General features: G+C 74.9%; 23 protein-coding genes and 1 riboswitch. Of the genes, 13 read left to right on the plus strand and 10 right to left on the minus strand.

Features of this window, described 5'->3' with window-relative positions:
- Positions 1–173 precede the first annotated feature (173 nt).
- On the plus strand, positions 174–1,565 hold the full coding sequence (locus tag ACGFIZ_RS18875) for a YibE/F family protein (protein WP_393420854.1): 1,392 nt from the start codon (positions 174–176) through the stop codon (positions 1,563–1,565).
- Between the two features lie 166 nt (positions 1,566–1,731).
- Positions 1,732–1,862: riboswitch (cyclic di-AMP (ydaO/yuaA leader) on the plus strand.
- A gap of 4 nt (positions 1,863–1,866) precedes the next feature.
- Positions 1,867–2,889, plus strand: coding sequence for a coiled-coil domain-containing protein (locus ACGFIZ_RS18880; RefSeq protein WP_393420856.1), 1,023 nt, complete (start codon positions 1,867–1,869; stop codon positions 2,887–2,889).
- Between the two features lie 230 nt (positions 2,890–3,119).
- Here ACGFIZ_RS18880 and ACGFIZ_RS18885 read toward each other — a convergent pair whose 3' ends face one another.
- Entirely contained in the window at positions 3,120–3,800 is a 681-nt protein-coding gene (locus ACGFIZ_RS18885) for a carbonic anhydrase (protein WP_393420858.1), read from the minus strand.
- Between the two features lie 196 nt (positions 3,801–3,996).
- Between ACGFIZ_RS18885 and ACGFIZ_RS18890 the strand changes: the two genes are divergently transcribed.
- Both ACGFIZ_RS18890 and mycP read left to right on the plus strand, forming a co-directional pair.
- Positions 3,997–4,332 carry a helix-turn-helix transcriptional regulator gene (locus ACGFIZ_RS18890; RefSeq protein ID WP_393420860.1) on the plus strand — a complete coding sequence of 112 codons (336 nt, stop codon included), beginning with the start codon at positions 3,997–3,999 and terminating at the stop codon, positions 4,330–4,332.
- A 28-nt stretch (positions 4,333–4,360) separates the two neighbouring features.
- The gene (gene mycP / locus ACGFIZ_RS18895) at positions 4,361–5,602 is read left to right on the plus strand and encodes a type VII secretion-associated serine protease mycosin (RefSeq protein WP_393420862.1); all 1,242 of its coding nucleotides are present in this window, start codon (positions 4,361–4,363) and stop codon (positions 5,600–5,602) included.
- 119 nt (positions 5,603–5,721) lie between these two features.
- Here mycP and ACGFIZ_RS18900 read toward each other — a convergent pair whose 3' ends face one another.
- The 6 genes from ACGFIZ_RS18900 to eccCa all read right to left on the minus strand — a co-directional run bounded on the left by ACGFIZ_RS18900 (position 5,722) and on the right by eccCa (position 14,050).
- Positions 5,722–7,047 carry a WXG100 family type VII secretion target gene (locus tag ACGFIZ_RS18900; protein WP_393420864.1) on the minus strand — a complete coding sequence of 442 codons (1,326 nt, stop codon included), beginning with the start codon at positions 7,045–7,047 and terminating at the stop codon, positions 5,722–5,724.
- Between the two features lie 16 nt (positions 7,048–7,063).
- Positions 7,064–7,606, minus strand: coding sequence for a hypothetical protein (locus ACGFIZ_RS18905; protein WP_347667222.1), 543 nt, complete (start codon positions 7,604–7,606; stop codon positions 7,064–7,066).
- A gap of 37 nt (positions 7,607–7,643) precedes the next feature.
- Positions 7,644–9,200: a S8 family serine peptidase gene (locus ACGFIZ_RS18910; protein ID WP_393420866.1), complete on the minus strand. Its 1,557-nt coding sequence runs from the start codon at positions 9,198–9,200 to the stop codon at positions 7,644–7,646.
- A gap of 83 nt (positions 9,201–9,283) precedes the next feature.
- Positions 9,284–9,562 (minus strand): WXG100 family type VII secretion target, encoded by a 279-nt coding sequence (locus ACGFIZ_RS18915; protein WP_393420868.1) that lies wholly within the window; start codon positions 9,560–9,562, stop codon positions 9,284–9,286.
- Positions 9,563–9,590: 28 nt separating this feature from the next.
- On the minus strand, positions 9,591–9,899 hold the full coding sequence (locus tag ACGFIZ_RS18920) for a WXG100 family type VII secretion target (protein WP_347667219.1): 309 nt from the start codon (positions 9,897–9,899) through the stop codon (positions 9,591–9,593).
- A gap of 185 nt (positions 9,900–10,084) precedes the next feature.
- The gene (gene eccCa, locus ACGFIZ_RS18925) at positions 10,085–14,050 is read right to left on the minus strand and encodes a type VII secretion protein EccCa (RefSeq protein WP_393420871.1); all 3,966 of its coding nucleotides are present in this window, start codon (positions 14,048–14,050) and stop codon (positions 10,085–10,087) included.
- Between the two features lie 243 nt (positions 14,051–14,293).
- Between eccCa and eccD the strand changes: the two genes are divergently transcribed.
- Positions 14,294–15,691 (plus strand): type VII secretion integral membrane protein EccD, encoded by a 1,398-nt coding sequence (gene eccD, locus ACGFIZ_RS18930; protein ID WP_393420873.1) that lies wholly within the window; start codon positions 14,294–14,296, stop codon positions 15,689–15,691.
- A gap of 26 nt (positions 15,692–15,717) precedes the next feature.
- Here the strand turns inward: eccD and ACGFIZ_RS18935 are convergent, their stop codons facing one another.
- Positions 15,718–16,929 (minus strand): type VII secretion protein EccE, encoded by a 1,212-nt coding sequence (locus tag ACGFIZ_RS18935; RefSeq protein ID WP_393420875.1) that lies wholly within the window; start codon positions 16,927–16,929, stop codon positions 15,718–15,720.
- A 153-nt stretch (positions 16,930–17,082) separates the two neighbouring features.
- On the opposite strand from ACGFIZ_RS18935, the gene eccB reads away from it, so the two are divergent.
- The 8 genes from eccB to ACGFIZ_RS18975 all read left to right on the plus strand — a co-directional run bounded on the left by eccB (position 17,083) and on the right by ACGFIZ_RS18975 (position 24,122).
- Positions 17,083–18,684 carry a type VII secretion protein EccB gene (gene eccB / locus ACGFIZ_RS18940; RefSeq protein WP_393420877.1) on the plus strand — a complete coding sequence of 534 codons (1,602 nt, stop codon included), beginning with the start codon at positions 17,083–17,085 and terminating at the stop codon, positions 18,682–18,684.
- Positions 18,685–18,790: 106 nt separating this feature from the next.
- Positions 18,791–19,159 (plus strand): hypothetical protein, encoded by a 369-nt coding sequence (locus tag ACGFIZ_RS18945; protein ID WP_393420879.1) that lies wholly within the window; start codon positions 18,791–18,793, stop codon positions 19,157–19,159.
- The gene (locus ACGFIZ_RS18950) at positions 19,152–20,369 is read left to right on the plus strand and encodes a WXG100 family type VII secretion target (RefSeq protein ID WP_393420880.1); all 1,218 of its coding nucleotides are present in this window, start codon (positions 19,152–19,154) and stop codon (positions 20,367–20,369) included. The genes ACGFIZ_RS18945 and ACGFIZ_RS18950 overlap by 8 nt, the downstream gene beginning before the upstream one ends.
- Before the next feature lie 148 nt (positions 20,370–20,517).
- Positions 20,518–21,021, plus strand: coding sequence for a hypothetical protein (locus tag ACGFIZ_RS18955; RefSeq protein ID WP_393420881.1), 504 nt, complete (start codon positions 20,518–20,520; stop codon positions 21,019–21,021).
- Positions 21,022–21,202: 181 nt separating this feature from the next.
- On the plus strand, positions 21,203–22,060 hold the full coding sequence (locus ACGFIZ_RS18960; RefSeq protein ID WP_393420883.1) for a hypothetical protein: 858 nt from the start codon (positions 21,203–21,205) through the stop codon (positions 22,058–22,060).
- A 96-nt stretch (positions 22,061–22,156) separates the two neighbouring features.
- Positions 22,157–22,534: a YkvA family protein gene (locus ACGFIZ_RS18965; protein WP_393420885.1), complete on the plus strand. Its 378-nt coding sequence runs from the start codon at positions 22,157–22,159 to the stop codon at positions 22,532–22,534.
- Between the two features lie 299 nt (positions 22,535–22,833).
- Positions 22,834–23,478: a C39 family peptidase gene (locus ACGFIZ_RS18970; protein ID WP_393420887.1), complete on the plus strand. Its 645-nt coding sequence runs from the start codon at positions 22,834–22,836 to the stop codon at positions 23,476–23,478.
- Between the two features lie 221 nt (positions 23,479–23,699).
- A complete protein-coding gene (locus ACGFIZ_RS18975) occupies positions 23,700–24,122 on the plus strand; it encodes a phosphotransferase (protein ID WP_393420889.1) in 423 nt (140 codons plus the stop codon).
- Positions 24,123–24,198: 76 nt separating this feature from the next.
- Here the strand turns inward: ACGFIZ_RS18975 and ACGFIZ_RS18980 are convergent, their stop codons facing one another.
- Positions 24,199–24,447, minus strand: a complete 249-nt coding sequence (locus tag ACGFIZ_RS18980) for a ferredoxin (RefSeq protein WP_393420891.1) — start codon at positions 24,445–24,447, stop codon at positions 24,199–24,201.
- A gap of 222 nt (positions 24,448–24,669) precedes the next feature.
- Positions 24,670–24,855, minus strand: a complete 186-nt coding sequence (locus ACGFIZ_RS18985) for an antitoxin (RefSeq protein ID WP_393420893.1) — start codon at positions 24,853–24,855, stop codon at positions 24,670–24,672.
- Positions 24,856–24,976: the final 121 nt, after the last annotated feature.

Genomic DNA, 24,976 nt, shown 5'->3' on the forward strand with positions numbered 1-24,976 from the left:
CCCGCACGGCCCGCCGTGCGCCGAACCACCGACGGAGTCCGGCGCGCACCCTGCGCCCGCAGGTGGGCCTGGCTACGATTCCGGGGCGATGGTCATCCGGAATCCGCTCCGTCCGTCCGCGCCGTCCGGGCCGCCGGCCCGCGTCCCAGCCTGACACCGTTTGGAGATCGTCGATGGGCGCCGACCACAGCCGAGCTGCTCCGCCCACCCCGCCCGGGGTGCGGCGGATCCTCGTCGCGACCGTGCTGCCGCTCTTCGCCCTCACGGTGGTCGCCGCGATCCTTCTCTGGCCGCGCGGCGGCGGTCCGCAGGCCGACGACGCGGCGGCCGTCCCGCGGTACCACGGCACGGTGACCCGGGTGGTGACGGAGCCCTGTCCCCCGCAGCCGGACGCGCCGGAGGGCGGGCCCGCCGCCGCGGCGGGCCCGTGCGGCACGGTCACCGTACGGGTCGAGCAGGGGCCCGACGCCGGGCAACAGGTCGAGACGCCCATCCCGACCGGCCCGGGCGCCCCCACGGTCGCCGTCGACGACCGGATCGTCCTGGTCCGGCTGACCGACCCGGCGGACCCGGCGGCGACCAGTTACAACATCGCCGAGCACCAGCGCGGCAAGCCGCTGCTCTGGCTCGCGCTGGTGTTCGCGCTCGCGATCGTCGCGTTCGGCCGCTGGCGGGGGCTGGCCGCGCTGGCCGGCCTCGCCGCCAGCTTCGCCATCCTGTTGACGTTCGTGCTGCCCGGGATCGGCGGCGGCGGGTCGCCGCTGCCGATCGCGGTCGTCGGCTCCGCGTTGATCATGTTCGTGGTGCTCTACCTCACCCACGGGATCACCGCGCAGACGTCGGTGGCCGTCCTCGGCACCCTGGGCAGCCTGGTGCTCACCGGCGTCCTCGGCACCCTGGCGACCGCCGCCACCCACCTCACCGGGTACGGCACCGAGGACGCCACCACGCTGTCGATGTTCCAGGCCGACGTGGACCTGCACGGCCTGCTGCTCGCCGGCATCATCATCGGCTCGCTCGGGGTGCTCGACGACGTCACGGTGACCCAGGCGGCCACGGTGACCGAGCTGGCGCACGCCAACCCAGGGCTGTCCCGGTTGCAGCTCTACCGGGCGGCCACCCGGGTCGGGCGGGCGCACATCGCCTCCACCGTGAACACCATCGTGCTGGCGTACGCCGGCGCGTCCCTGCCGCTGCTGCTCCTGCTCACCGCCGACTCCCGCCCGGTGTCCGAGCTCCTGACGAGCGAGTTCCTGGCGCAGGAGATCGTCCGCAGCGCGGTCGCCACGCTGGGCCTGATCGCCGCCGTACCGCTGACCACCGGCCTGGCCGCCGTGGTCACCGCGGCCGGCCGCACCAGCCCGGGCCGGTCCGCCGCCGACGGCGATTCCCCCGCCGGCGTGCCCACCCCGCGCACGCCCACCACCGGTCACCGTTTCAATGAACGGGAAATCGCGCTGGAGGCGTTGAGCAAAGGAGGGGCCCACGACGGCTTCCGGGCCGGGCCGATCCACCCCCCGTCCCGGCCCGGAGATCGAGAAGGGAGCACGGACGCCGCATGGTGAGACTACTCAGCGCGACGATCGCCACTGTGCGACCTGCGAAACGCGTCACCCATTACCGAAAGCAATTACGAAATGACGCATTTGGCGGGCTTCTGGGCGTAGATCCGCAGGAGTGCTCTCAGGTAACCTCGCTGCCGGTCACCGCCGAAGGCGCGCAGCGGCGCCTGCGGGGCCACCGCCCAATCGCCGCGAGGCGAGCCGGGGAACCAGGTACCCGGGGTGAATCCGCGACCGCGGTAGGGGCCACTTCCGCCCCGAACCCGTCAGCTAACCCGGTCGGCGGACGACGGAAGGGAACACTGTGACGGCACCCCTACGCCGCTGGTTGACGCCCGTGGTGGCCGTGTTCGCGGCCCTGGCGATCCTCGCCGGACCGGCCGCCCCGGCGATGGCCGAGCCCTCCGGCCCCACCCCGTCCGGGCACGAGGAGGACGACGAGCCCCAGCTGATCACCGACGTCATCGAGGCCGCCAACCGCGACTACAGCCAGGCCAAGGCGAAGCTGACGAAGTCCAAGCAGCGCCAGCAGCAGCTCGCCCTCGAGGTGCAGCGGGCCCAGTTCGAGCTGGACGCCCTCGCCCCGCAGGTCAGCGAGTTGGCCGCCCAGTCGTACCGGACGGGGCGGATCGGCGCCATGGCGGCGCTGCTGGAGAGCGGGAACCCGGACTCGTTCGTGCAGCGCGCGTCCGCCCTCGACGAGCTGAACATGATCAACGCGCAGAAACTGGCCCGGGTCAACGAGGCCAAGACCCGCGCCGAGCAGGCCAAGCTGGCGCTCGACGCCGAGGTGCGCGAGCAGCAGAAGCAAACGGCGATCATGGCCAAGAAGAAGCACGACGCGGAGAAGGCCCTCGCGCTGGTCGGCGGCCGGGGCTTCACCGGCGGCCTGGTCTCCGCCACGTCCCCGGTGGCCCGGATCGCGCCCGGCCGGACCGCGGACGGCGGCTGGCGACCGGAGTCGTGCAGCGAAAACGACCCGACGACCTCCGGCTGCATCACCCCCCGCACGCTGCACGCGTACAAGGAGGTCAAGCGGGCCGGTTTCAACCGCTTCGTGGGCTGCTACCGGCCCGGCGGGCCGTGGGAGCACCCGAAGGGCCGCGCCTGCGACTGGTCGCTGCAGAACAGCGGCTTCAGCCCGTGGCACAACAACGACACCCGGATGTACGGCAACAACCTCGCCGCGTTCCTCATCCGCAACGCCGACCGGCTGGGCATCTACTACGTCATCTGGAACCGGCAGATCTGGTTCCCGGCCACCGGCTGGAAGTCCTACAGCGGCCCGTCCAACCACACCGACCACGTGCACATGTCGCTGCTCTGACGCCGACCCGCGAACGAGGGCCGTCCCGGGCGGGGCGACCCTCGTTCGCGTTCGGGTGCCGGCGACGCGGACGCGGGGGAGGCCGGCGGCCTCCGGCGCGGCCGGGCAGACCGGGCGGCGGCCGGGCAGACCGGGCGGCGGCCGGGCAGACCGGGCGGCGGCCGGGCAGAACAGACAGCGGCCGGGTGCGGCAGACGGCGGCCGGGCAGACCGGGCGGCGGCCGGGCGGGTCAGGCGGCGGCCGGCGGCTCGGTCAGGCCGACCGGCACCGCGGCCACCGCCCGTGTCTCGCCCGCGCTGAGCCGGTACGACAGGCCGACCACCGCGCACCGTCCGTCGGCCACCTCGGCGGCCAACACGGACGAGTTGGCCAGGATCGCCTCGACGGTGTGCGCGATGTGGATGTCGACGATCTCGTCGGGGTCCTCGACCCCCCGCTCGGCGGCCAGGCCGAGACTGGGCAGCACGGCGTCCACCACCGCCCGCAGGTGGCCGGCCGGCGCGACGCCGGTGCTGGCCGCCGCCCTGGCCGCCTGCACGGCGCCGCAGGAGTCGTGCCCGAGCACCACCACCAGGGGGGTGCCCAGCACCGTCACCGCGTACTCGACGCTGCCCAGCACCTCCGGGCCGACGGTGTGCCCGGCCGTGCGGACCACGAAGAGGTCGCCCAGGCCCCGGTCGAAGATGATCTCGGCGGCCAGCCGGGAGTCGGAGCAGCCGACGATCACCGCGAACGGGTGCTGCCCCTCGGCCACGGCCGCCCGGTGGTCGGCGTCCTGGTTCGGATGGTGGGGCGTGCCGGCGACGAACCGGCGGTTGCCGGCGAGCAGCTCGGCGAAGGCCTGCTCCGGGGTGGGCGGGAAACCAGCGGCCGCCGCACGGCCGATCGGCCGGGGGCCCAACTTATTCATTGAAGACTTCGAATTGTTCATGCCCTACCACCTCGCCATTCGCCCGTCGGCAGCGGCGCCACTCGCGGCACGCGCGCCGTCGACCCACGGTCACACGCAGGGGGACGTACGTCAAGAATTACGTGATATGCATTTCATGTGTTGAGGTCGGTCGCGGACGGCGGCAGGCGCTTACCGGGGCCGCCGGGGCCATACCATGTCGGACATGGCGACGACAGGCGGGAACGGGAGCACCCGGAACTGGACGTTCCTCACCAACCACGCGCACGTGCTGCTCGTCATCGCCCGCAACCCCACCGCCCGGCTGCGCGACGTGGCCGACGAGGTGGGCGTGACGGAGCGGGCGGCCCAGGCGATCGTGGCGGACCTGGAGGCCGGCGGGTACCTGCGCCGCACGCGGGTGGGCCGGCGCAACGAGTACACGGTGAACCCCAGCGGCCACTTCCGCCACCCGGCGGAGTCGTACCGCCAGATCGGCGACCTGCTCGCCCTCTTCGCCGGCAACCCGGAGGAAGAGAGCGCCGCCTTCTGACCGGGGGCGGGAGCGGTAGTCTCTCCGGGTGCGCGAGAGCTTCCGGCCGGAGCGGATGGCAGTGAGCGGGCGTGGCGGGCGGGGCCGCCTGGCCCTCCTGTGTGGACTCGCGGCGCTGCTGGTCGGCGCCGTCGTCGTGCCGCCCACGCCGGCGACCGCCGCCCCCGTCTGCGGCCCCACGGGAGAGACCCTGCCGCCCGGGACGCCCTGGGCGCTGTCCCGGCTGGAGCCGTCGGCGGCCTGGCGGATCACCCGCGGCGAGGGCGTCACCGTGGCCGTCATCGACTCCGGCGTGTCGGCCACCCATCCGCTGCTGCGCGGGCAGGTGCTCCCCGGGGCGGACTTCAACAACCTGCCCTCGATCCAGGGCCAGTGCGACCTGGCCGGGCACGGCACGATCGTCGCGGGCATCATCGCCGGCAAGGAGGGCACCGGCAAGGCGTTCACCGGGATCGCCCCGGCCGCCGAGATCCTTCCCGTGCGGGTGCTGCCGGACGCCAAGACCAGGACGGACGAGGGCCTGCCGGCGCAGATCGCGCAGGCCATCATCTGGGCGGTCGACCAGGGCGCCGACGTGCTCAACCTGTCGCTGGTGACGCTGCCCCGCCCCGAGCTGGAGTCCGCCATCGAGTACGCGCTGGACAAGGACGTCGTGGTGGTGGCCGCCGCCGGCAACCGGCAGGAGCAGCAGCAGAACCTGCCAGCGTACCCGGCGGCCTACCCGGGCGTCATCGCCGTCGCCGGTGTCGACGAGCAGGGCGGGCACGTCGACAGCTCGGTCGTCGGCGACTACGTGGACATCGCCGCGCCGGGGCTGAACATCGTCGGCCCGGCCCCCCGGGGGCAGGGGTACCGCGCCGAGCCGCAGGGCGGCACCAGCTTCGCCGCCGCGTACGTCTCCGGCGCGGCGGCGCTGGTCCGCGCCGCGTACCCGGACCTCAGCCCGGCGCAGGTCGCGTACCGGCTCACCCGGACGGCGGACAACCCGCCGGACGGGCGCAACGCCGAGCTCGGGTACGGGGTGGTGAACCCGTACCGGGCGGTGACCAGCCTGCTCGGCACGCGCGACGACCCGCCGCCCGGGGCGATGCCCGCGCCGCCCCCGCAGCAGGACCCGCTGGCCTGGCAGCGCACCGTCGCGGTCTGGGCGGCCGTGATCGGCGCGGCGCTGGCCGGGCTGTTGCTGGCCACCCGGCCGATCCTGGCACGGGGCCGCAGCCGGGGCTGGCGGCCGGGACGACGCCCCGCCGAGACCGGCCCGACCGGCTGAGCCCCGACACGGCGACGGGGCGCTGAGCCCCGACACGGCGACGGGGCGCTGAGCCCCGGCACGGCGACGGGGCGCCGCCGGCCGCGGAAGAAGCGGCGGGCGACGCCCCGTCGAGGGTTTCAGCGCAGAACGCCGGGCGCGCCGGTACCGCCGCCCGCACCCCAGATGTCCTCGTCCTCCTCCAGCCAGGTGTTACGCGAAAGCTCGTCCTCCTCGGCGTACCCGGCGCCGCCCTGCCCCCCGGCGCCGCCCCGGCCGGCCATCGCGGCGCCCGGCCGGCCGGCGGCCCCGGCCGCTGCCTTGCCACCGGCGCCCCGGCCGGCCGCCCCGCCGGGCGCCATCATGCCGCCCATGCCGGGGCGGGCACCGCCGAGCTTGCCACCCGCGCCTCCCCGGCCACCGGCGCCGGCGCCCATGCCGCCGCCGAGCATCGGGGGCAGGCCGGGGCTGACCGCCTTGCCGAGACCGGGAGGAAGCGAGCCGCCCGACCCGCCGGACAGGCCCGGACCGCTGCCAAGGCCCGGGCCGCTACCCAGACCGGGACCCGAACCGAGGCCGGTCGTGCTGGGCGGGGTGGCGCCGGCCAGGCCGGTGCCGTACCCGTCTGAGTCGGATCCCGGGTAGTCGTAGCCACCGGGGCCGGGGATGTCGTCCCGGCCCGGGTAGTCGGTGGAGGGGATGTCGGGGCGATCGCCCGGCTTGGGGCCGGTCGGAAGGTCAGGCACCTTGCCGGTGTTGACCGACGGATCGCCGCCGAGGCCACCGCCCCCACCGCCGCCGCCGAGCGACGGCGGCTTGATGTTGCCGCCCCCGCCACCGCCGCCGGTCTCCAACTCGGGGATCTCCGGCTTGGTGTTGCTGCGGCCGGTCGGGCTCACGTTGCCCGGCGCCTCCATGCTCCGCTGCTTGAAGTTGTTGTTGACCTCGTTGTAGATCTCCCGGGCCTCGCCCTCCTTGTCGGAGAACCAGCCGGTGACCCAGTCGCTGAGCTTGCCGATCTGCTCGGCCGGCCAACTGCCCAGCAGGTCCGCCTTGACCTTGGTCTCGAAGAGGCCGACCCCGAGGGTGAGCTCGCCGTTGCGCGCGGCCAGCACGTCGCCGACGCAGGCGGCCGGGATCGGCATCTTGCTCTGCGCCTCCTGCAGCTGGGTGGCGGCGGTCTCCAGCGTGGTCACGATGCTGACCCGGCCCCGGCCCGGCTTGTCGACGTCGTCGATGATCGTGCCGGCGCTCTTGGCGAGCCCCTCGATGTGCGTCTTGAACGACTCGTACGCCGGGCCCTTCCAGGCCACGCCGAGGTCCTTGACGTTCGTCTCCAGGCTCTCCTTGACCTGACCCAGGTTCTTGATCAGTTCCTTCCAGCCCAGCGCGGCGCTCTGCACCTTGTCCGGACGGCCCTCGACGAGCACCTCACGGGCCATGTCCTCCCAGCTCTTGTCGCCCACGTCCCGCTCCCCCGATCTAGCTGTCGCCGCCGCTGGCGGCGTCGTTGAAAGCCTGCTGCATCTGCTGGGCGGTCATCTTGTTGGCGCCCTCGGCGGTCTCGTAGTTCCGCTTGACCGTGCGCAACGCCTCGGCGGCCGTGTAGAGGTTGTCGGAGAGGGTGCGCAGCCCGTTCTCCGTGCCCGTGTACACCTGCTGGTGCTGCTGGGCGAGCTGCGTGGCGTACTGGAAGCCGCCGAGCGCCCCCTTGCCGGCGGCGGCCTGGTCACCGCCGAGCTGCTCCTTGATGTCCGCCATGTCGTACGACAGCCGGTGCAGGTAGCTCGCGTGGGTCTCCAGCCAGGTGATGGCCGAGTCGAGGCTGCCGGCGTTCCACTCCGTCTCGACGCCCTTCTCGCCGCTCCCGGCGACCAGCCCGCTCGGCGTCTGGGCCTGCTCCGTGCCGGTCTTGTCGAAGCTGATTCCCCGGATGTTCCCCATCCCGGGGTACATCGGGTTGACCGGCATCGGAACGTTGAACCGGACGTCCACCCGGTCCGGGTCGTTGTGCTCGTCAGTCATGGTGCCCTCCCCTGGCCCCGTGTCTCAGGTCTCGGTGTCAACGCGGCTGTGGATCCGCCGGGGGCGCCCCGGCGGGATGGCCGCCCCGCGTCGACCCGGGCGGGGGCGGCGCGCCGGGAACGCCCGGCGGCGGTCCCACCGGCCCGCGCGGCGGCGGCCCCTGCCACCCGGGCGGCCCGTACGGCTGCGCGCCCTGCGGCCCGTACGGCTGCGGGGCCTGCGGATTCCCCGGGCCGTACGGCTGCGGGGCCTGTTGACCCCCCGGGCCGTACGGATGCGGGGGCGCCGGCTGCGCGGCCGGGCGCGGCGGGTACGGATGCGGGCCGGGACCGTGCCCCGGCGGTGGCCCGAACCCCGGGTGCGCAACGCCGGGCGGGGGCGGCGGGCCGCCGGCCGAGGCCGCCGCGGCGCGGCGGCGGACCGCCCGGCGGTTCGCCACGACCAGCACCACGGCCACCGCGCCGATCAGGAGCACCGCGAGCAGGCAGAACCCGAGCTGGAGCCCGGCGTTGTCGGCCAGGCCGAAGGAGATGGCCGGGCCGTCGTCGCCGTCGTCGTCCCCCTCGGCCGGCTTCGTGGTCGGCGACGCGCCGGTCAACAGCGGATTGCCGTCGACCTGGGGCACCGAGCGGGTGAGCGCGGCCAGCACGTCCACCGCCCCGAAGCCGTACTCCGGGTCGCGGCCGCGCGCGCCCCGGTCCTCGGCGGTGCGGATCAGCCGGTTCACCACGTTGGCGGCGTTCAGCTTCGGGTGGCGCGCGCGCACCAGCGCGGCGACCCCGGAGACGATGGCGGTGGCCTGGCTGGTGCCGTCGGAGACGCCGTAGCCGTTGGGCGAGACCGGCGGGGGCACCGGCGCGATGATCTGCTCGCCGGGAGCGGTCAGCCCCACCTCCGGGCCGGTCACCGAGCCGCTCCAGAGCGAGCCGCCCTTCCCGGTGGCGCCCACCGCGAGGACGCCCGGGATGTTGGCCGGCACGGGCACGGCCCGGTCGACCCGGCGGTTGCCGGCCGCGGCCACCACCACGGCGCCCTTGTCGAGCGCGTACCGCACGGCCTCGGTGATCTTCGGATCGCTGCCCGGGGCGCCGACGGAAAGGTTGATCACGTCCGCGCCGGCGTCGACCGCGTAGCGCAGGGCGCTCGGCAGATCCCGGCCCGGCCCCTCGGGGCCGAGGGCGACCGGCAGGATCTTCGCCTCCGGGGCGATGCCCAGCTCCCGCATGGCGCCGCCGCCCCGCCCGGCGATGATGCCCGCCATCGCGGTGCCGTGCCCGCTCTCGGGATCCGGGTCGCTCCGGCCGTCGCGCGCGACGTCCGGCGAGAACGCGCGCCCCGGCAGCACCTGACCCTTGAGGTCGGGGTGCGCGGCGTGCACGCCCCCGTCGACCACCGCGACGGTGACGCCCCGGCCCTTGGTGAGCTTGTGCGCCTCGGGGATGCGCAGCGCGTCGAGATACCACTGGAGGCCGCGTACGGTGTCGGCCCGGGCCGGTTCGGGCGCGGCCAGCGGGCCGGTGCCGGCGGCGGCGACCAGCGCCAGCACGGCGGCGGCGGACCGCAGCAACGGCCGGCGGTGCTTGCCCGTACGCATCGCTTCCCCCCGAGGCTCGACCCCGTCACGCAGAACGGCTCCGGTCCGGTGAGAGCCGGACCGGAGCCGCGCCGGCGATATTCTCAGCCCCAGACCTTGGAGTTGCTCATCTCGGTGGTGACGTAGTTCTCGCGGGCGATGCCGACCGCGCCACCGATCTCGTTCAGGACCTTGTTGATGTCCCGAACGGCCGCGTCCCACTGGGCCTGGTGCTGCTCGTAGGCGGCCCGGTCCTGGCCGTCCCACTGGAGCTTCGTCAGCATGGACCGCAGCGTGTCGAGCTTCTCGTCGATGGTCCGCGAGATGGCCTGCATCTGCTGGTTGCTGCTCTCGAGGACCGCGTAGTCAACCTTGATCGTCACGATTTCCTCCTCTGCGCCTGGCTGCCGGTCACGGGTTCAGAGCAGCGTGGAACTTGTCCAGCATCTGCTGCTGCTCTTCGTCGTTGACCTGGTGGGTCGTACCGGACTTGTCCAGCAGGTCGGCGATGTTGTCCATCGCCGTCAGCAGCTTCGCGGTGTCCTCGTTCCAGCGCAGCATGAGCTGCTGGAAGCCCGTGGACGCCGAACCCTTCCAGGCCATGGCCAGGTCGTCGACGACGTTCCACAGCTTCTTCAGCTCGCCGTCGACGTCGCTGCGCGTGGACCGCACGTCATTCGCCGCGGTATGCAGAGTCGATGCTTCGACCTCGAACGCCATGCTTCACACCCTTCCGTCATCGTTGTGGCGGCGGCACCGCCGCGCCCTCCCCCGCGGCAAGGCAACCAACCCCACCGACGGACACTCCGGAAGAGACGGTAACCGACCGGGTCTAACCGGCGCAGCCCTCCCCCGGCATTCCCTGCCAACTCTCCACTGTGGCTCCACAGCCGGTGAGGAGCCTGTCACGCCTGGTCCGACCAGGCGGTCTGAATCAGCTGCTGACCGTCGCGGCGGCGCACCAGCGTGCCCCGGCCCGGCGGCTGCGGGCTCGGCCGCAGCGTGCCGAAGACGGGGCCCTCCTCCCGGCTGCCGGACATCAGCAGCCCGGGCGAGTCCAGCTCGCGCAGGCGTTGCAGCACCGGCTCGTAGAGCGCCCGCGCGACGCCGCCGACCCGCCGGGTGATGATCAGGTGCAGGCCGATGTCGCGGGCCTGCGGCAGCAGCTCGTGCAGCGCGCTGAGCGGGTTGTTGCCGCCCGAGGCGACCAGGTCGTAGTCGTCCACCAGGATGTACAGGTCCGGCCCCTTCCACCAGCTCCGGTCGCGCAGCTGGGCGGTGGTGACGTCGGGCCCGGGCAGCCGGTTCTGCAGGGCGCTGCGGATGGAGCCGAGCCCCTGGGCGAACACCTGGTTGGACGGGGCGTAGTCGAGCAGGTGCTCGCCCTCCACCGCGCCCAGCAGGCCGCGCCGGTAGTCGGCGATGACCAGCCGGGCCTGCGCCGGGGTGTACCGCTCGACGATGCCTCTGGCGACGACCCGCAGCAGGTTCGTCTTGCCGCACTCGGCGTCGCCGAACACGGTCAGGTGCGGCTCGTTGGCCAGGTCCAGGTAGACCGGGGCGAGCGCCGACTCGTTGACGCCGATCGGCAGGCCGGGCACCGACCGGTCGGCGACCCGGACCAGCTCGTGCAGCGGCAGCTTGCGTGGCAGCAGCCGTACCTTGGGGGCCGGCCGGCCCCGCCACGCCCGGGCCACGTGCGTGGCCAGGGCGACCGACGCCTCGGTCAGGTCCTCGACCTTACGGCTGCCGTCGATACGGGAGACCGCCGCCAGGAAGTGCAGCTTGTCGCGGGTCAGGCCGCGGCCCGGGGTCTTCTCGGGCACGTTCTGCGCGGTCCGGCGGTCGATCTCCGACTCGGCCGGGTCGCCGAGCCGCAGCTCCAGCTTGGTGCCGAGCAGGTCCCGCATGTTGATCCGGATCTCCGCCCAGCGCACCGCCGTGATCACCACGTGCACGCCGAAGCCCAGCCCCCGGGCGGCGAGGTTGGTGACCGTCTGCTCCAGTTCCTCGTACTCCTGGCGCAGCGTGTTCCAGCCGTCGACCACGAGGAAGACGTCGCCGAACGGGTCGTCGGCGAACTCGCCGGCCGCCCGCCGCCGGCGGTACGCGGCCACCGAGTCGATCCCGTGCTGGGCGAACCGCTGCTCCCGCTCCTCGATGACGGCGACGACCTCGGCCACGGTACGGCGGACCGCCTCCGTGTCCCGCCGCCCGGCCACGCCGGAGACGTGCGGCAGCCCCTCCAGGCTGCGCAGCGCGCCACCGCCGAAGTCCAGACAGAAGAACTGCACCTCACGCGGGGTGTGGGTAAGCGCCAGCGAGGCGAGCAACGAGCGCAGCATCGTGCTCTTGCCGCTCAGCGAGCTGCCGACGATGACCACGTTGCCGCCCGCGCCGTCCAGCTCCACCATCATCGGGTCGCGCCGCTGCTCGTACGGGCGGTCGACGACGCCCACCGGGACGGTGAGCCGGCCGCGCCCCTGCCAGCCGTCGGTGGTCAGGCCGTGGTTGGGGTCGACCTTCAACGGGGCGAGCAGGTCGAGCAGGCTCGGCGGCTCCGACAGCGGCGGCAGCCACACCTGGTGGGCCGGCTTGCCCTTGCCCTTGAGCCGGTCGATCAGCACGTCGAGCATCGCCACGGCCTTGCCGTCGACGGGCTGCTCCGGCTCGGCCACCGGCTCCACCGGCAGCTCCGGGGCACGCATCGGCACGAACTCGGTGCCGTAGTGCACGATCCGGCGCTGCACCAGCGCCTGGGACGACTTCGCCTGCTGGCCCGGCGTCCGGTACGGCCCCGACACGTACGCCGCCCGGAACCGCAGCATGGTGGCGGTGTCGGTCTTCAGGTACCCGTGGCCGGGCGCGCTGGGCAGCTCGTACGCGTCCGGCACGCCGAGCACGATCCGGCTCTCCACGGCCGAGAAGGTACGCAGACCGATCCGGTACGACAGGTGGGTGTCGAGGCCGCGCAGCTTGCCCTCCTCCAGCCGCTGGCTGGCCAGGAGCAGGTGCACGCCGAGCGACCGACCCAGCCGGCCGATCATCACGAACAGGTCGATGAAGTCCGGCTTCGCCGCGAGCAGCTCACTGAACTCGTCGCAGATGATGAGCAGGCTCGGCATCGGCTCCAACCGCTCGCCGGCGGCCCGCGCCTTCTCGTAGTCGTACCGGGAGACGTAGTTGCCGGCCGCCCGCAGCACCTCCTGCCGGCGGTTCATCTCGCCGGCCAGCGCGTCGCGCATCCGGTCGACCAACGGCAGCTCGTCGGACAGGTTGGTGATCACCGCGCTGGTGTGCGGCAGCGCGTCCAGCGAGGCGAAGGTGGCGCCGCCCTTGAAGTCGACCAGGACGAAGTTCAGCTCCTCCGACGAGTGCGTCACCGCGAGCGCGGCCACCACCGTACGCAGCAGCTCGCTCTTGCCGGAGCCGGTCGCGCCGATCACCAGGCCGTGCGGGCCCATGCCCTCGTGCGCGGACTCCTTGAAGTCCAGTTCCACCACGTTGCCGTCGGGCCCCAGGCCGAGCGGGATGCGCAGCCGGTCCCGCTGGCTGCGCGGCCGCCACGTCTGCTGCACGTCCACCGTGGCGGCGTCGCCGACGCCGAGCAGGTCCGGCAGCTCCATGCTGCGGGCCAGCGGCTCGTCGGTGGCGGCCTGCTGCTGCGACAGCCGGTAGGGGGCGATCTGCCGGGCCAGCCCCTCGGCCGCCGCCGCGCTGAGCCGGTCCGGCGTGCCCAGGCGGGACGAGGACGCGCCGCGGACGAGGTCGAGCGAGCTGCCGTCGCCGGCGTCCAGGCAGAGCAGCCAGCGCCCGGCGTCCCGGGACACGGTGCCGGAGAGGTCGACGACCGTGGTGCCGAGCAGGCTCGGACCGTTCAGGTGACAGGTCGCGGCGACCTCGCCGCCGTCGATCAGCACCACCAGGTGCGGCGCGGTGGTCAGCGGCTTGGCCTCCGGGGCGAACCGGGGCCGGCCGGCGAGCTCGTCGGCGAGGGCCTCCTCGGCCTCGGCGAGGGTGGCGAAGACGAGCCGGCGGGGGCCCGCCGCGTCGGTGCTGCCCGGGTGCTGGGCGTGCGGCAGCCACTTCACCCAGTCCCAGACCGGCTGCCGGTCCGGCGCGGCGACCACCGCGACGATCAGGTCGTCCGGGGCGTGGAACGTGACCAGCTGGCCGAGCACCGCCCGGGCGAGGTCGAGCACCGGCTCCCGGTCGCCGCGCAGCACCACCCGGGAGAACGCCCGCACCGACAGCGCGGTGGGCAGGTCCGGCACGGTGGAGTGGGCGCGGACGAACCGGCGCAGCGCGATCGCGCTCATCGGCTCCAGGTCCTCGACCGGCTTCGTCTCCGGGGGCACGATCTCCACCGCCAGCCGCTGCGGGCCGATCGCTATGCGGGCCTCGCCGAAGTCGTCCTCGGTGATCCGCCGCTCCCACAGCCGGCGCGACGCGGCGATCGACCAGAGCGCGTCCGGCTCCGGGTGCCGCCAGGTCATCGCGGTTCGCTGCTGCTCCGCCGCCCGCCGGGTGCGCTTGCGCATCTGCGCGAGGTAGCGCATGTAGTCGCGGCGCTCGGCGTTCAGCTCGGCCTTGCTGTCGCCACTGCCGTGGCTCAGCGAGCCGATCGCCATGCCGAGCATCGAGACGCCGAAGAGGCCGCCCGCGACGTACGTCATCACGCCGCCGCCCCGGCCGGCGTAGAGGAACGCCATCGCGCCCACGCCGCAGACCATCGGCAGGATCATCAGCAGCTGCCCCATGCCCCGGGGGGTCTGCTCGGGCAGCTCCGGCGGGGACTCCAGCAGTACCTCGCCGCGCGGCAGGGCGGGACCCGGTTGGCGCGGAAGCCGGCGGAACACGACGGTGCTCACGGCTGTCTCCTCCCCCAGAAGCGGCCCGGACGCCGACCGGCGCGGCGTGGCGTGCGACCGGGGTGGCACGACGACGCTGTTCGACGCGGCGAGCTCCGCGGTGCTGCCCCGCCCGAGCGCGGGCCGTCGGGTGGGCATCGTACGCGGACGTCATCCTAGGTAATCTCCCGTGGGCGTCGTGGACCCCACGGGGGATGGTGCCGTCCGGCGGATGGATCGTAGGCGAGCGCGAGGAGGCCATCAGTGGCGACGAAGACGGCGACGGGTGGTCTGAGCCGGATCACCATCGTGGCCCCCCGGACCCGGATGGACCTCGCCCTGCCATCGGACGTCCCGCTGGCCGACCTGCTGCCGACCCTGCTGCGGTACGCCGGCGAGGACCTCGCCGACGAGGGGGTACGGCACGGCGGCTGGAGCCTGTCCCGGCTCGGCGGGCAGCCGCTCGACGGCGGCCGTACCGCCGCGCAGCTGGGCGTCCGCGACGGCGAGGTGCTGTACTTCAACCCCCGCTCGGCGGCGGCCCCGGAGATCGTCTTCGACGACGTGGTCGACGCCGTGGCGACCGCCACCAACCAGCGGCCGGGCGCCTGGCAGGTGGGCACGACGCGGTCCTTCGCGGTGTTGTTCGCGGCGGCGGCGCTGGGGGCCGGCGCGCTGGCGGCGCTGTTCGCCGGCCCGCCGCAGCTGCCCGGGGCGGTCGCCGCCCTGCTGGTGGCGCTCGCCCTGGTGGTCAGCGCCGCCGTGCTGTCCCGCGCGGCCGGCGACAGCCGCACGGGTTCCGTGCTCGCCCTGGCCGGCCTCGGGTACGCCGGGGTCGGCGGCCTGCTGGTGCTGGCGGGGGACCGGACGCTGACCGAGCTGGGCGGCCCGCACCTGCTCCTGGCCGCGACCGCGGTGGTGGTGTTCGGGGCGGTGTCGGTGCTCGCCGTCGGGGACCGGGTCCCGCTGTTCTTCGGCGCGACGGCGGTCGCCGGTGCGGTCGGCCTCGGCGCGGCGGTCACCCTGGCGTTCGGGGTGGGCGCGCCGGCCGGCGCGGCGGTGGTGGCCACCGTGGCGTTCGCCACCGTGCCGGCCCTGCCGATGGCGGCCTACCGGCTGGCCCGGCTCCCCGTACCGTCGATCCCCACCGGCCCCGACGACCTGAAGAACGACACCGAGAGCGTCGACGGCCGCCGGGTGCTGCGGCTGAGCGAGCGGGCCGACGGGTTCCTCACCGGCCTGCTCTGGGCCGTGGCGCTGCTGGTGCTCGGCGGCGAGGTGATCCTCGCCCTGGACGGCCGGCTGCCGGCCGTGCTGCTCTGCCTGGTGCTGGCCCTGCTGTCGCTGCTGCGCGCCCGCCCGTTCCTCGGCCGCGCCCTGCGGGTACCCGTGCTGTTCGCCGGCACCCTCGGGCTGGGCCTGGCGGCGGCGGCCACCTTCGCCGGCGCCTCGACCGCGGTGAAGCTCGGGCTGGTCCTCGGCGGCCTGGTGCTGGCCGCCGTGGTCAGCCTCGTCTACGGGCTGACCGTGGCCGGCAAGCCGATCTCGCCGGTCTGGGGCCGGCTGCTGGACATCGTCGAGATCCTGCTGATCATCGCCCTGGTCCCGCTCGCCGTCTGGGTCTGCGGTCTGTACGGCTGGATCGTCAACCTCCGCCCCTGACCTGACCCCACCCGCCCCGGGCGGGGTCAGTCCGTGGGGAGGTCGGCCAGCCGGAGGGCGACCGGGGCGGTGGCGTACACGCCGGGGCCGTGCTCGCCGTCCAGCGGGCGGGTCGGCACGCCGCCACGCCGGGCCACGTCCCGCACCACCTTGACCAGCGCCTCGATGTGGTCGGCCGGGGCCGCCACGCGCAGCAGCGGGGCCGGCCGGGCGCCGGGGCGCACCACGGCGGCGAGGGTGTGCGAGGGGGCCGAGGTCGCGGTGACGGCGTCCACCAGGGCGCCCCAGGGCACCCCGGGCCGGGCCCGCAAGGCCAGGCAGCGCTGCGTCCAACCGCCGCCGCGCAGCCCCGTCCAGGTCTCCGCCTGCGGCGCGGACGCGAGGTCCACGCCGGACGCCGAGACGACGGCGGCGCGCAGCTCGTCCCGGCCGAGGACGCGGTGGCTCAGGCCGGCCGCGTTGAGCGCCTTGCCGAGCCGGCCCACGGCGGTCGCCACCGTCCTGTGCACGCCGAGCATCCCGCCGCCCCGGGTCACCGCCTCGGTCCGGGCGTCCCGGACGGAGAGTCGTACCGCCGCCCAGACAGTGCGGTGCGCGGCCGGGGGCGCGCCGGGTGCCGGGTACCAGACCAGGGTGTGCGAGACCACCTGGACGAGGGAGACCGGCGCGGCGAAGTCGGCCAGCACGGCCAGCGCCCGGTCCACCGCCGCCGCGTCGACCGAGCCGGCGGGTGCGCCGGGACGGGGGTCCAGCGCCACCGCCGCGAACCAGCCCTGGCCGTCCTGGCCGATGCCGAGCCGGGTGCCCCGCTCGGTCAGCTCGATGACGGTCAGCTCCGGCGCCAGGGCGGCCAGCCGGGGGTCGTTCGGGCCGCCGTCGTGCACGGCCACGCGGGCCCGCCCCCGGCGACGCCGCAGCCGGCGGCGCAGCAGCAGGTCCTCGTACCACCAGCGGCCCCCGCGGCGGGCGAAGGCGGCGGCGACCAGCGCCACCGCCGGCACGGCCACGGCACCGACCAGCCAGGCCGGGCCGCCGAGCGCGGCGTACACGGCCACGGCGCAGAGTTCCACCACGACGAGTTGCCCGACCACGACCGGGCCGAGCCGGCCACGGCTGCGCCGGTCGGCCACGCGCACCGTACGGTCGGGCGGCGCCGACGGGGCGAGCGACGCCGACCGGGCGGGCGGGCCGGCCGGGCCGGCGGCTGGGGGGCCGGGTGGCGCCTGGACCTGCGTCATCGGTGGCGTCCCTTTCTCGACTGCGGGCTTCCCTCCGGCGGCGCCGGGGCGGGCGGTGGTCCCGATCCGCGACCGGCGGCCCCTTATCGTAGGGAAGCCCGCGGCGGAGCTCCGACCTGATCGCCGCCGGACCCACCCCGCCGGAGGTAAGTCATGCGGACCCGCCGCGACCAGGTGCAGGCGTACCGCTTCGTCACCCGCCGGATCGTCTCCGCACTGCTCTCCGGCGACCCGGAGACCACCAACCTGCCGATGCGGCGGCTCGGCCTGGCGGTCGTCGGCAGCGTGGTGGCCGCGGCCGTCGTGCTCGGCGGCGTCGGAGCGTACGGGCAGCTCACTGGCAACGCCGCCCCGCTCGAGGAGAACACCCTGGTGATCGAGCGGGAGACCGGGGCGACGTACGTCTACGCGGCGGGGCTGCTGAACCCCACCCTGAACTACACCTCGGCGCGGCTGATCCTCAACGAGGCGCAGCCGACGGTGCGGACAATGTCGCAGGCGTCGATCGCCGGCCGGCCGCGCGGCCGCACGGTCGGGATCGTCGGCGCGCCGGACGCGCTGCCCGACCGCAAGTCGCTGGTCGAGCTGCCCTGGTCGGTCTGCGACGTGCCGGACCCGGCCGACCCGCGCCGCTCCACCACCCGGGTCGCCATCGACCGGCCGCTCTCCGGCGGCACGCGGCTGGGTGAGCGCGGGGTGCTGGTGACCGTCGACGGGGAGCGGTACCTGCTCACCCGCGACGCCCGGCTGCGCATCGTCGGCGGCGACCCGGCGATCGCGGCGCTGAAGATGGCCGGCTCGCCCACGCTGAACGTCGGCGAGCAACTACTCAACGCGGTGCCGGCCGGGCCGATGCTGCGGGAGCCCGACATCCCCGGCGAGGGGGAGGTCAGCCGGTTCACCCTGGGCGACGGGCCGGCCCGCGTCGGCCAGGTCTTCCGCGCCGCCGGCCTGCACTACGTGCTGACCCGGGAGGGGCTGGCGCAGATCGGCGAGGTCACGGCCCTGCTGCTGCTGCGCCGCGGCGGCGAGATCACCGAGATCACCCCGGACCAGGCCGGCCGGCTGCTCGTCGAGGAGCGGTTGGATCCGGAGGGCACGCCGCAGACGCTGCCGGCGCTGCAGCCGGTCCGGGCGGGCCAGACGGTGCTCTGCGCGACGTACCGCAGGGGCACCCCCGGCGGGCCGCCCGTCACCACCGTGGAGCTCTACGACCGGCTGCCGCCCGAGCTGAACGGCCCCGCCGTGCCCGTGCGGCAGGGCACCCGGGACGCGGTCCGCACCGCCGAGCAGGTGCTGCTGCCCGGCGGCAAGGGCGTACTGGCGCAGGCCGCCCCGGGCGCCGGTGAGAGCGGCACGGGCGCGGCGGGTGCCACGGTCTATCTGATCAGCGCCCAGGGCGTGCGCTACCCGCTCGGCGCCGGGGCGCAGCAGGCGCTCGGGTACGAGGGGGTGACCCCGCTGGCCGTGCCCGCGTCGCTGCTGGCGTTGATCCCGACCGGTCCCACCCTCGATCGGGAGGACGCCTTCGCCCACTTCGCCCCCACGACCGGTCGCGCGACGGCCGAGCCGAGCCGCACGCCGACGGAGAGCCCGAGCCGCAGCGCGTCCCCGGAGCCGAGCCGTACGTCGAGCGCCGGGCCGAGCACCACGCCGGACGACCAGGCGGGCCGGACGCCGACGGGCGGGGCCAGCCGCACCCCGTCGGACGGCGGGTCGACCGAGCCGAGCCAGAGCCCCGCCACCGGCGGGTGATCACATTGGTCGGGCGTCCGCGCCTCGTCGGGTCGCCCGGGCGGGTGGGCGTCGTCTAACCTGATCCACGCCAACAGGTATCAACGAGGACTACGGGGATGCTGCCATGACCGGGCGCACGACAGTCGACGTACTGTCCCTAGAGGACTTCCAGCAGCGGTTGGCCGGTCGGCTCAGCGAGGCCGAGGCCGTGCTGAAGAAGCTCAACACCGAGCTGCAGTGCCGGCCGCCGGCGCTGGGCGCGTTCGCCGACGGAACGAGCAACGCCCGGCGTTACACCGAACTCCACCTGAGCTACGCCCAGCAGGTCAAACGGCTCCGTGACGCGGTCAAGGCCGCGCAGAGCGCGACCAGCACGATCCTGACCAACTACCGGACCACCGAGGCGCGCAACGCGGCCAACGCGGCCGACATCGCCGCTGCCCTGAGCGGCGTCGACGACGCGCTGGGCAGGCAGGAGGACCCGCGTGTCTGAGTACACGGCGCGTTACCAGCACGTCAGCCACCAGGAGCTCTACAACGGCGTGAACGCCGGCGACCCGGCCCAGATCGACGGGCTGGCCACGGGGTGGGACTCGATGAAGGGCACCCTCGACGATCTCGCCCGTGACCTGAAGGGCGACCTGGAGAAGCTGGCCAACACCTGGACGGGCGACGCCGGCCGGGAGTTCCAGCGCCGGCTGTCGCTGATCGTCGACTACTCGACCACCCTCTCGGAGGGGATGGCCGACGTCCGGCAGGGTCTGACCCTGATGGCCACCCATCTGCGCACGGCGCAGAAGGAGGCCGAGAGCCCGGAGGAGACCGACGACCACGACAAGGCCGTCTCGGGCGCGGTGAAGGGCGGCGCGATGTTCGGCCTGCCCGGCGCGATCGTCGGCGGGATCATGGGGCACCAGCAGGACAAGGAGGAGCAGGAGAAGGCGCACCAGCGGATGGTGCAGGTCGTCTCCGAGCTCGCCGCCGGCTACGACCTGTCCGCGTACGGCCGGATGGTCTCCCCGCCCGACCCGCACGAGGAGCTGCCGTACCACCCCGAGACGACCCCGACCAACCCGTCCGCCGGCCCCGGGGCCACCACGCCGGGGTCCGTCGGGGGCACCAACGGCACCCCGACCGCCGGCCACAAGACGATCACCGCGCCGGACAGCCCGGCGCACGGCCCGACCGGCGGTTCGGGGCTGACCGGCGGGAGCGACGGCACCGGAGACGGCACGGTCGGCGGCGGCACCAGCGTCGACCTGGGCACCGGCACCTCCCTCGCCAGCGCGGACCCGTCGCTCGGCGGTCCGCTTCCGGTCGCGGGCGGGCCGACCACGGGCCTGGCCGGAGGCGGCACCGGCACGACCGGATCGGGGCTGCTCTTCAATACGTCCGTCGGCGCCGCGCCGGGTGGCCTGATCGCCGGTGGCACCGGTGTGCTGGCCGGGTCGGGCAGCAGCACGACCGCGCCGGCGGCGCGGCCGGCCGGTCCCGTGCCGAGCGCCGAGAACCGCGCGGCGACGGGCGTTGGCCGGGCCCAGCTCGGCAAGGCCGGCGCGGCCGGCGGCCGGGGTGGCGTGCTCGGTGGGCACGGCGGCCGCGACGAGGACGACTCCGCCGAGCGGCTGACCTGGCTGACCGAGGACGAGATGGTCTGGAGCGACGGGAACACCGCCGCCCCGCCGGTCCTCGGCGCGAGCTGAACCGCCCCTCACCCGCACGGCGCGGCATCCTCCACCTGTGGAGGGTGCCGCGCCGTTTCGCGATCGTCCACACCGGTCGTGGCCGGGCTCACCAGGGCGACACGCCGTTGAGGCTGCGGGTCTCCCGTGACGCAGCTAGGTTGGTGGGGTGCAGTCCGTAGCGTCCGCCCGCGCCGTCCGGCCGGCGACGCTGCGCGACGCTGATCCGTCCTGGCCGGCGACGCTGCGCGACGCTGATCCGTCCTGGCCGGCGACGCTGCGCGACGCTGATCCGTCCTGGCAGGCGACGCTGCGCGACGCTGATCCGTCCTGGTCGGCGCGCCTGCGCCGGGTTCGGGAGCTGGGTCGCCTCGCGGTGACCGCCCTGGTCCTCGCGGTCGGCCTCGGCGCCACGACCGCGGTGCCGGCCGCCGCCTCGCCCGCCGCCGAGCCGGCCCATCCCGTCGTCGTGGCCAGCCGGGTCGACGAGCTGCGCCGCGGCCCCCGCCCCGCCGCCGAACTGCCCGCCGACGCGACGGTTCCACCGGCCCGGCCCGCCCTCCGCGCCCCGCAGCCGGCGTCCGTCGCGATGCCGCCGACCGCCGCGGCCGATCGCCCGGCCGCCGGCCTGACACGGGACGCCGTCGCCCGGCGCGGGCCGCCCCGGCGCTGATCCCGGGTTCCTTCCGGCACCGTACGGCTCGCTACGAGCCGTACCGCGTCGCGATCGACGCGTACGGAAAGCCGTCCGCCCGCTGACGGCTCGGCGTCACCCCGGTTCCCGCACCGCACCCCATCGCCCGTCACCCGGGCCACGAACCTCAGTCCACGTCGTACCAACCGAGGTGCCCCTGATGCAGACCGCGCTCTCCACCGTCCTGCTCGATGTGCCCCAGGCCGCCGCGATCTGGCTGGCCCTCCTGGGTGTCGCCGCCGTCGCCGTGGCGGCGCTGGTCGTCCGGCCCGACCTGTTCCGCTCGGTCGCCGGCGGGCGGATCCGCGAGGCCGCCATGCCCAGCCTCCTCAAGGAGGCGGCGGAGGAACGGGAACGACGACGGTACGCCGGCGAGGTGGCGACCGCGGCCGACCGGGCGGCGACCGCGGCCCGACGGCTGCGCGACGAGTGGCTGGCCGCCCAGGAGGAGGCCGACAGCGCCTGGCAGGCGTACGAGGCCGCGGAGGCCGACGTCCACCGGCTGGTCACCGCCGCCGCCCTGCCCCGGCCGAACACCGAGCGCACCCCCGCCGAGTACGCCGACCGCGAGCGCTACCTGCACCGGGCCGCGCGGGAGGCGCACGGCCGCCGGGAACTGTCCGCGGAGCAGCTCGCGGACGCCCTCGCGCACCGCAACGGCTGGGACCCGCGGCTGCACCCGGTCGAGCAGGAGCTGGTGCTGCGCCGCGCCGTCCGGGACCACCTGCGCGCCCGGCAGCGGGCGGCCCGGGAGCGGGAGCAGGCCGCCTGGCGTGCCGCCGAGCGGGCCGCCGTCGCCGCGCGCAGCCTGCGCGACGAGGCGCTGGCCGCGACCACGCCGGCACCGCATGAGCAATCGTTGCTGCCCGGGGTGACCGACGGCCGGTCCGGGGTGACCGACGGCCGGTCGCCGGCCGCCGAACGGAGCCGGGAGACGGCGGCCGTCACCCGGGAGATCCCGGCCGTCAGCCGCGGCCAGTCGACGGCGGCCCGGGGCCGCGCGGCCGTCCCCGCGTAGCCGTCGCGCGCGGCCCCGAACCCGGTGAGAGGGGAATCCTTCTCCACCGCAGGCGTTGACAAGGGCCATTCCCTTCCGTCGACTAACGTGGCGGGCATGTCGCAGGAGCAGTGGATCCTCGTGGGGCTGGCCGGCGTGGTCGCGCTGGCCACGCTGGTCGGCGCCGTCCTGCTCGCCGTGCGGGTGGTACGCGCCCGCCGGCTGCTCGGCACGCTGGGCCTCGGCGGCAAGGTCGCCTTCTGGGGCGCCCTGGCGTACACGGTCTTCCCGGTGGACGTGCTGCCGGACCCGATCTACCTGGACGACATCGGCGTACTGGCGGGCGCGCTGTTCTATCTCGGGCGGCTGGCCCAGCGGCGCCGCGCCGCCGACCGACAGCTGCCCGACGCCGGCCAGCAGCCGCCCGACGCCGACCGACAGCTGCCCGGGCGGCCCGGCACGCCGGCGGAGCCGCCCCGCCGCCCCGTGCCCTGATCGGACCGGTCGGGCGGTCCGTGCCCGGTCGACCGGTTCGTCGCCCGCGCCACCCGCTCGCCCGGCAGGTCCGGGTCGGCCGGGTCGGCCCGTGACGAGGGTCGCCCCGGGGCCGGGATGGGCCGACGCGGGGCGGGCGGTTGAAATCCCCGTACGACCGAAACCGGGCCGCCCGCACGGGCGCGACGCCCGTCGGAACGCCGACCGGGTGTGCTCCCGGAATCCGCCAGCCGAGCGCCATTCCCGGTGCTTGCGCCTCCGCGCCGCGGAGGCGGCAAACCCCCGAACGGAGCCTCGACATGAATCCCATCCTGCGCAAGAGCGTGCTGTCCGTCGCCGGCCTGCTGATGACCGGTGGCGCCCTGGCGGGGCCGGCCGTGGCCGCGCACGCCGCCCCAGCCGAGACCAGGAACGCGGCCGGCGCCGAGACGACCGACCACCCGGGCGGGCACCGGGCGGGCTACGAGTACCAGGCCCAGCCGAACTACTACTACTGCGGCCCGGCCTCGACCCGCATCGCCCTGTCCGCCGAGGGCAAGATCGTGAGCCAGGACGAGCTGGCCGCGAAGCTGGGCACGACCGAGAACGGTACGGACTCGGCCTTCGACATCACGCGGGTGCTGAACGAGTACGCGCCCGGCAGGTACAAGACCACCGAGATCGGCTCGGACGTGGCCTCGAAGGAGCAGGTCGAGCGGCTGCGGGCAGACGTGCGGACCGCCGTGGACGCGGGTAGGCCCGTGATCGCCAACGTCCTGGGCAGCGCGGTCGACGCCGACGGCGTCGGGCACAGCTACCCGGGCCACTACCTGACCGTCGTCGAGTACAAGGACGACGGCAACACGGTGAAGATCGCCGACCCGGCCGACCCGGCCGTCCAGGAGTACTGGATGGACGTGAACGCGCTGGCCAACTGGATCGCGAGCCGCGGTTACAGCTCCTGATCCGGCGACGGCCACGAAGGCCGGTCCCCGACGGGGGGCCGGCCCTCGCGTCGTCCCTCCGCGGAGTGCGGCACGGTGCCCGCACGCCGTCCGCGCGGTATCTCGTTGGCGGCGCGACCATCGCGTGGTCGTTGGCGGCGCGACCATCGCGTGGTGAATCGTTGGCGGCGCGACCATCGCGTGGTGAATCGTTGGCGGCGCGACCATCGCGTGGTGAATCGTTGGCGGCGCGACCGCCGCAACAAATCGTTGGCGGGCTCGCCGGGCTGACCGACACCGCCGGCGTCGCCCGGGCGTGGCGGCGCTGCCTCGACGCGCCACCGCACGCCGGGGCCGACGTGTGGTTGCACGCCGACCTCATGCCCGGCAACCTGCTGGTCCGCGACGGCCGGCTCGCCGCCGTCATCGACCTGGGCGGGGTCTGCGTCGGCGACCCGGCCGTGGACCTCATGCCGGCCTGGAACCTGCTGTCCCCGGCCGCCCGTGAGACGTACCGGCGGGCGCTCGGCGTCGACGACGCGACCTGGGAACGCGGGCGCGGCTGGGCGATCCTCCAGGCGGCGATGGCGCTGCCGTACTACGTGGACACCAATCCCGTCATGGCCGACACGGCCCGCCGCACGCTCGCCGCCGTCCTGGAGTGACGGTCTGCCTCCCGGGCACGCGCCGCCCGCGTGAGAGGGCATCCTTCTCCACGGCGGGCGTCAGGAAGGGCCCCCCTTACTCCTCGGGCGCGATCCGCCGCTGGCTCTCCAGGTCGGAGACGACGATCGCCGCCATCGGGCAGGAATCGGCGGCGTCCAGCACCGGCTGGGCCGGGGCCACCCGTTCGGCCAGCGGGCGGGACAGCCCGTCCACCAACTCGAAGTGCCCGGGCGCCGCACCGGCGCAGATTCCCGTGCCGATGCACCTGGCCGGGTCGACGTGCAGCCGCCACCCGACGCCGGTCTTCTCGCCGTCCGTGCTCACCCGAGCCTCCTCCCTCCGTCCACTCCGGCGCGTGCTCATCCGCACGCACGACTCGGACGGTGAGTCATGCCCCGAATGCGGATGGTAGTCACGAAATCGATGCCGGGCCAGTGACGGGGCTGGATTTCGTGCGACGCGGGAAAAGGCGTCCGGCGGGCACCGTGGCCGGACGCGCGACTCCCGGGCCACCGCGTTCCGGCGACCCGGGAGGGGCGTACGGGGTCAGCGGGGCGGGGCGTCCCCGCCACCGGTACGCCGCTGGGCCGCCTCGACGCCCTTGTCGATCTGCTCGCGGTACCTGCCGCCCGTGCGCTTGTCGGCCTCCCTGCCGGCCTTGGCGAGGCCCTCGTCCACCTGCTTTTCGTGCTTGTCGACGAAGTCCTCGGCCTTGTCCATGAAGTCCCTCATCGCGGCCTCCTCCACTCGGTCCGTCCGGCAGCGTTCCCTGAGTCCCACCGGCCAAACCGGGCCGCCCCTCCAGGCGAACCGGCCGCCCCTCCGGTTGCGAACGGACCGCAGCTCCCGGGCG

This window comes from Micromonospora sp. NPDC048830 (assembly GCF_043198215.1).
GTDB lineage: Bacteria > Actinomycetota > Actinomycetes > Mycobacteriales > Micromonosporaceae > Micromonospora.

Coding starts and splice junctions, on each gene's coding strand:
- ACGFIZ_RS18985 (WP_393420893.1), bottom strand. CDS start 24,855: ATGAGGGACTTCATGGACAAGGCCGAGGACTTCGTCGACAAGCACGAA.
- ACGFIZ_RS18960 (WP_393420883.1), top strand. CDS start 21,203: ATGCAGACCGCGCTCTCCACCGTCCTGCTCGATGTGCCCCAGGCCGCC.
- ACGFIZ_RS18910 (WP_393420866.1), bottom strand. CDS start 9,200: ATGCGTACGGGCAAGCACCGCCGGCCGTTGCTGCGGTCCGCCGCCGCC.
- ACGFIZ_RS18945 (WP_393420879.1), top strand. CDS start 18,791: ATGACCGGGCGCACGACAGTCGACGTACTGTCCCTAGAGGACTTCCAG.
- ACGFIZ_RS18875 (WP_393420854.1), top strand. CDS start 174: ATGGGCGCCGACCACAGCCGAGCTGCTCCGCCCACCCCGCCCGGGGTG.
- ACGFIZ_RS18890 (WP_393420860.1), top strand. CDS start 3,997: ATGTCGGACATGGCGACGACAGGCGGGAACGGGAGCACCCGGAACTGG.
- ACGFIZ_RS18965 (WP_393420885.1), top strand. CDS start 22,157: ATGTCGCAGGAGCAGTGGATCCTCGTGGGGCTGGCCGGCGTGGTCGCG.
- ACGFIZ_RS18920 (WP_347667219.1), bottom strand. CDS start 9,899: ATGGCGTTCGAGGTCGAAGCATCGACTCTGCATACCGCGGCGAATGAC.
- ACGFIZ_RS18905 (WP_347667222.1), bottom strand. CDS start 7,606: ATGACTGACGAGCACAACGACCCGGACCGGGTGGACGTCCGGTTCAAC.
- ACGFIZ_RS18935 (WP_393420875.1), bottom strand. CDS start 16,929: ATGACGCAGGTCCAGGCGCCACCCGGCCCCCCAGCCGCCGGCCCGGCC.
- ACGFIZ_RS18885 (WP_393420858.1), bottom strand. CDS start 3,800: ATGAATAAGTTGGGCCCCCGGCCGATCGGCCGTGCGGCGGCCGCTGGT.
- ACGFIZ_RS18970 (WP_393420887.1), top strand. CDS start 22,834: ATGAATCCCATCCTGCGCAAGAGCGTGCTGTCCGTCGCCGGCCTGCTG.
- eccB (WP_393420877.1), top strand. CDS start 17,083: ATGCGGACCCGCCGCGACCAGGTGCAGGCGTACCGCTTCGTCACCCGC.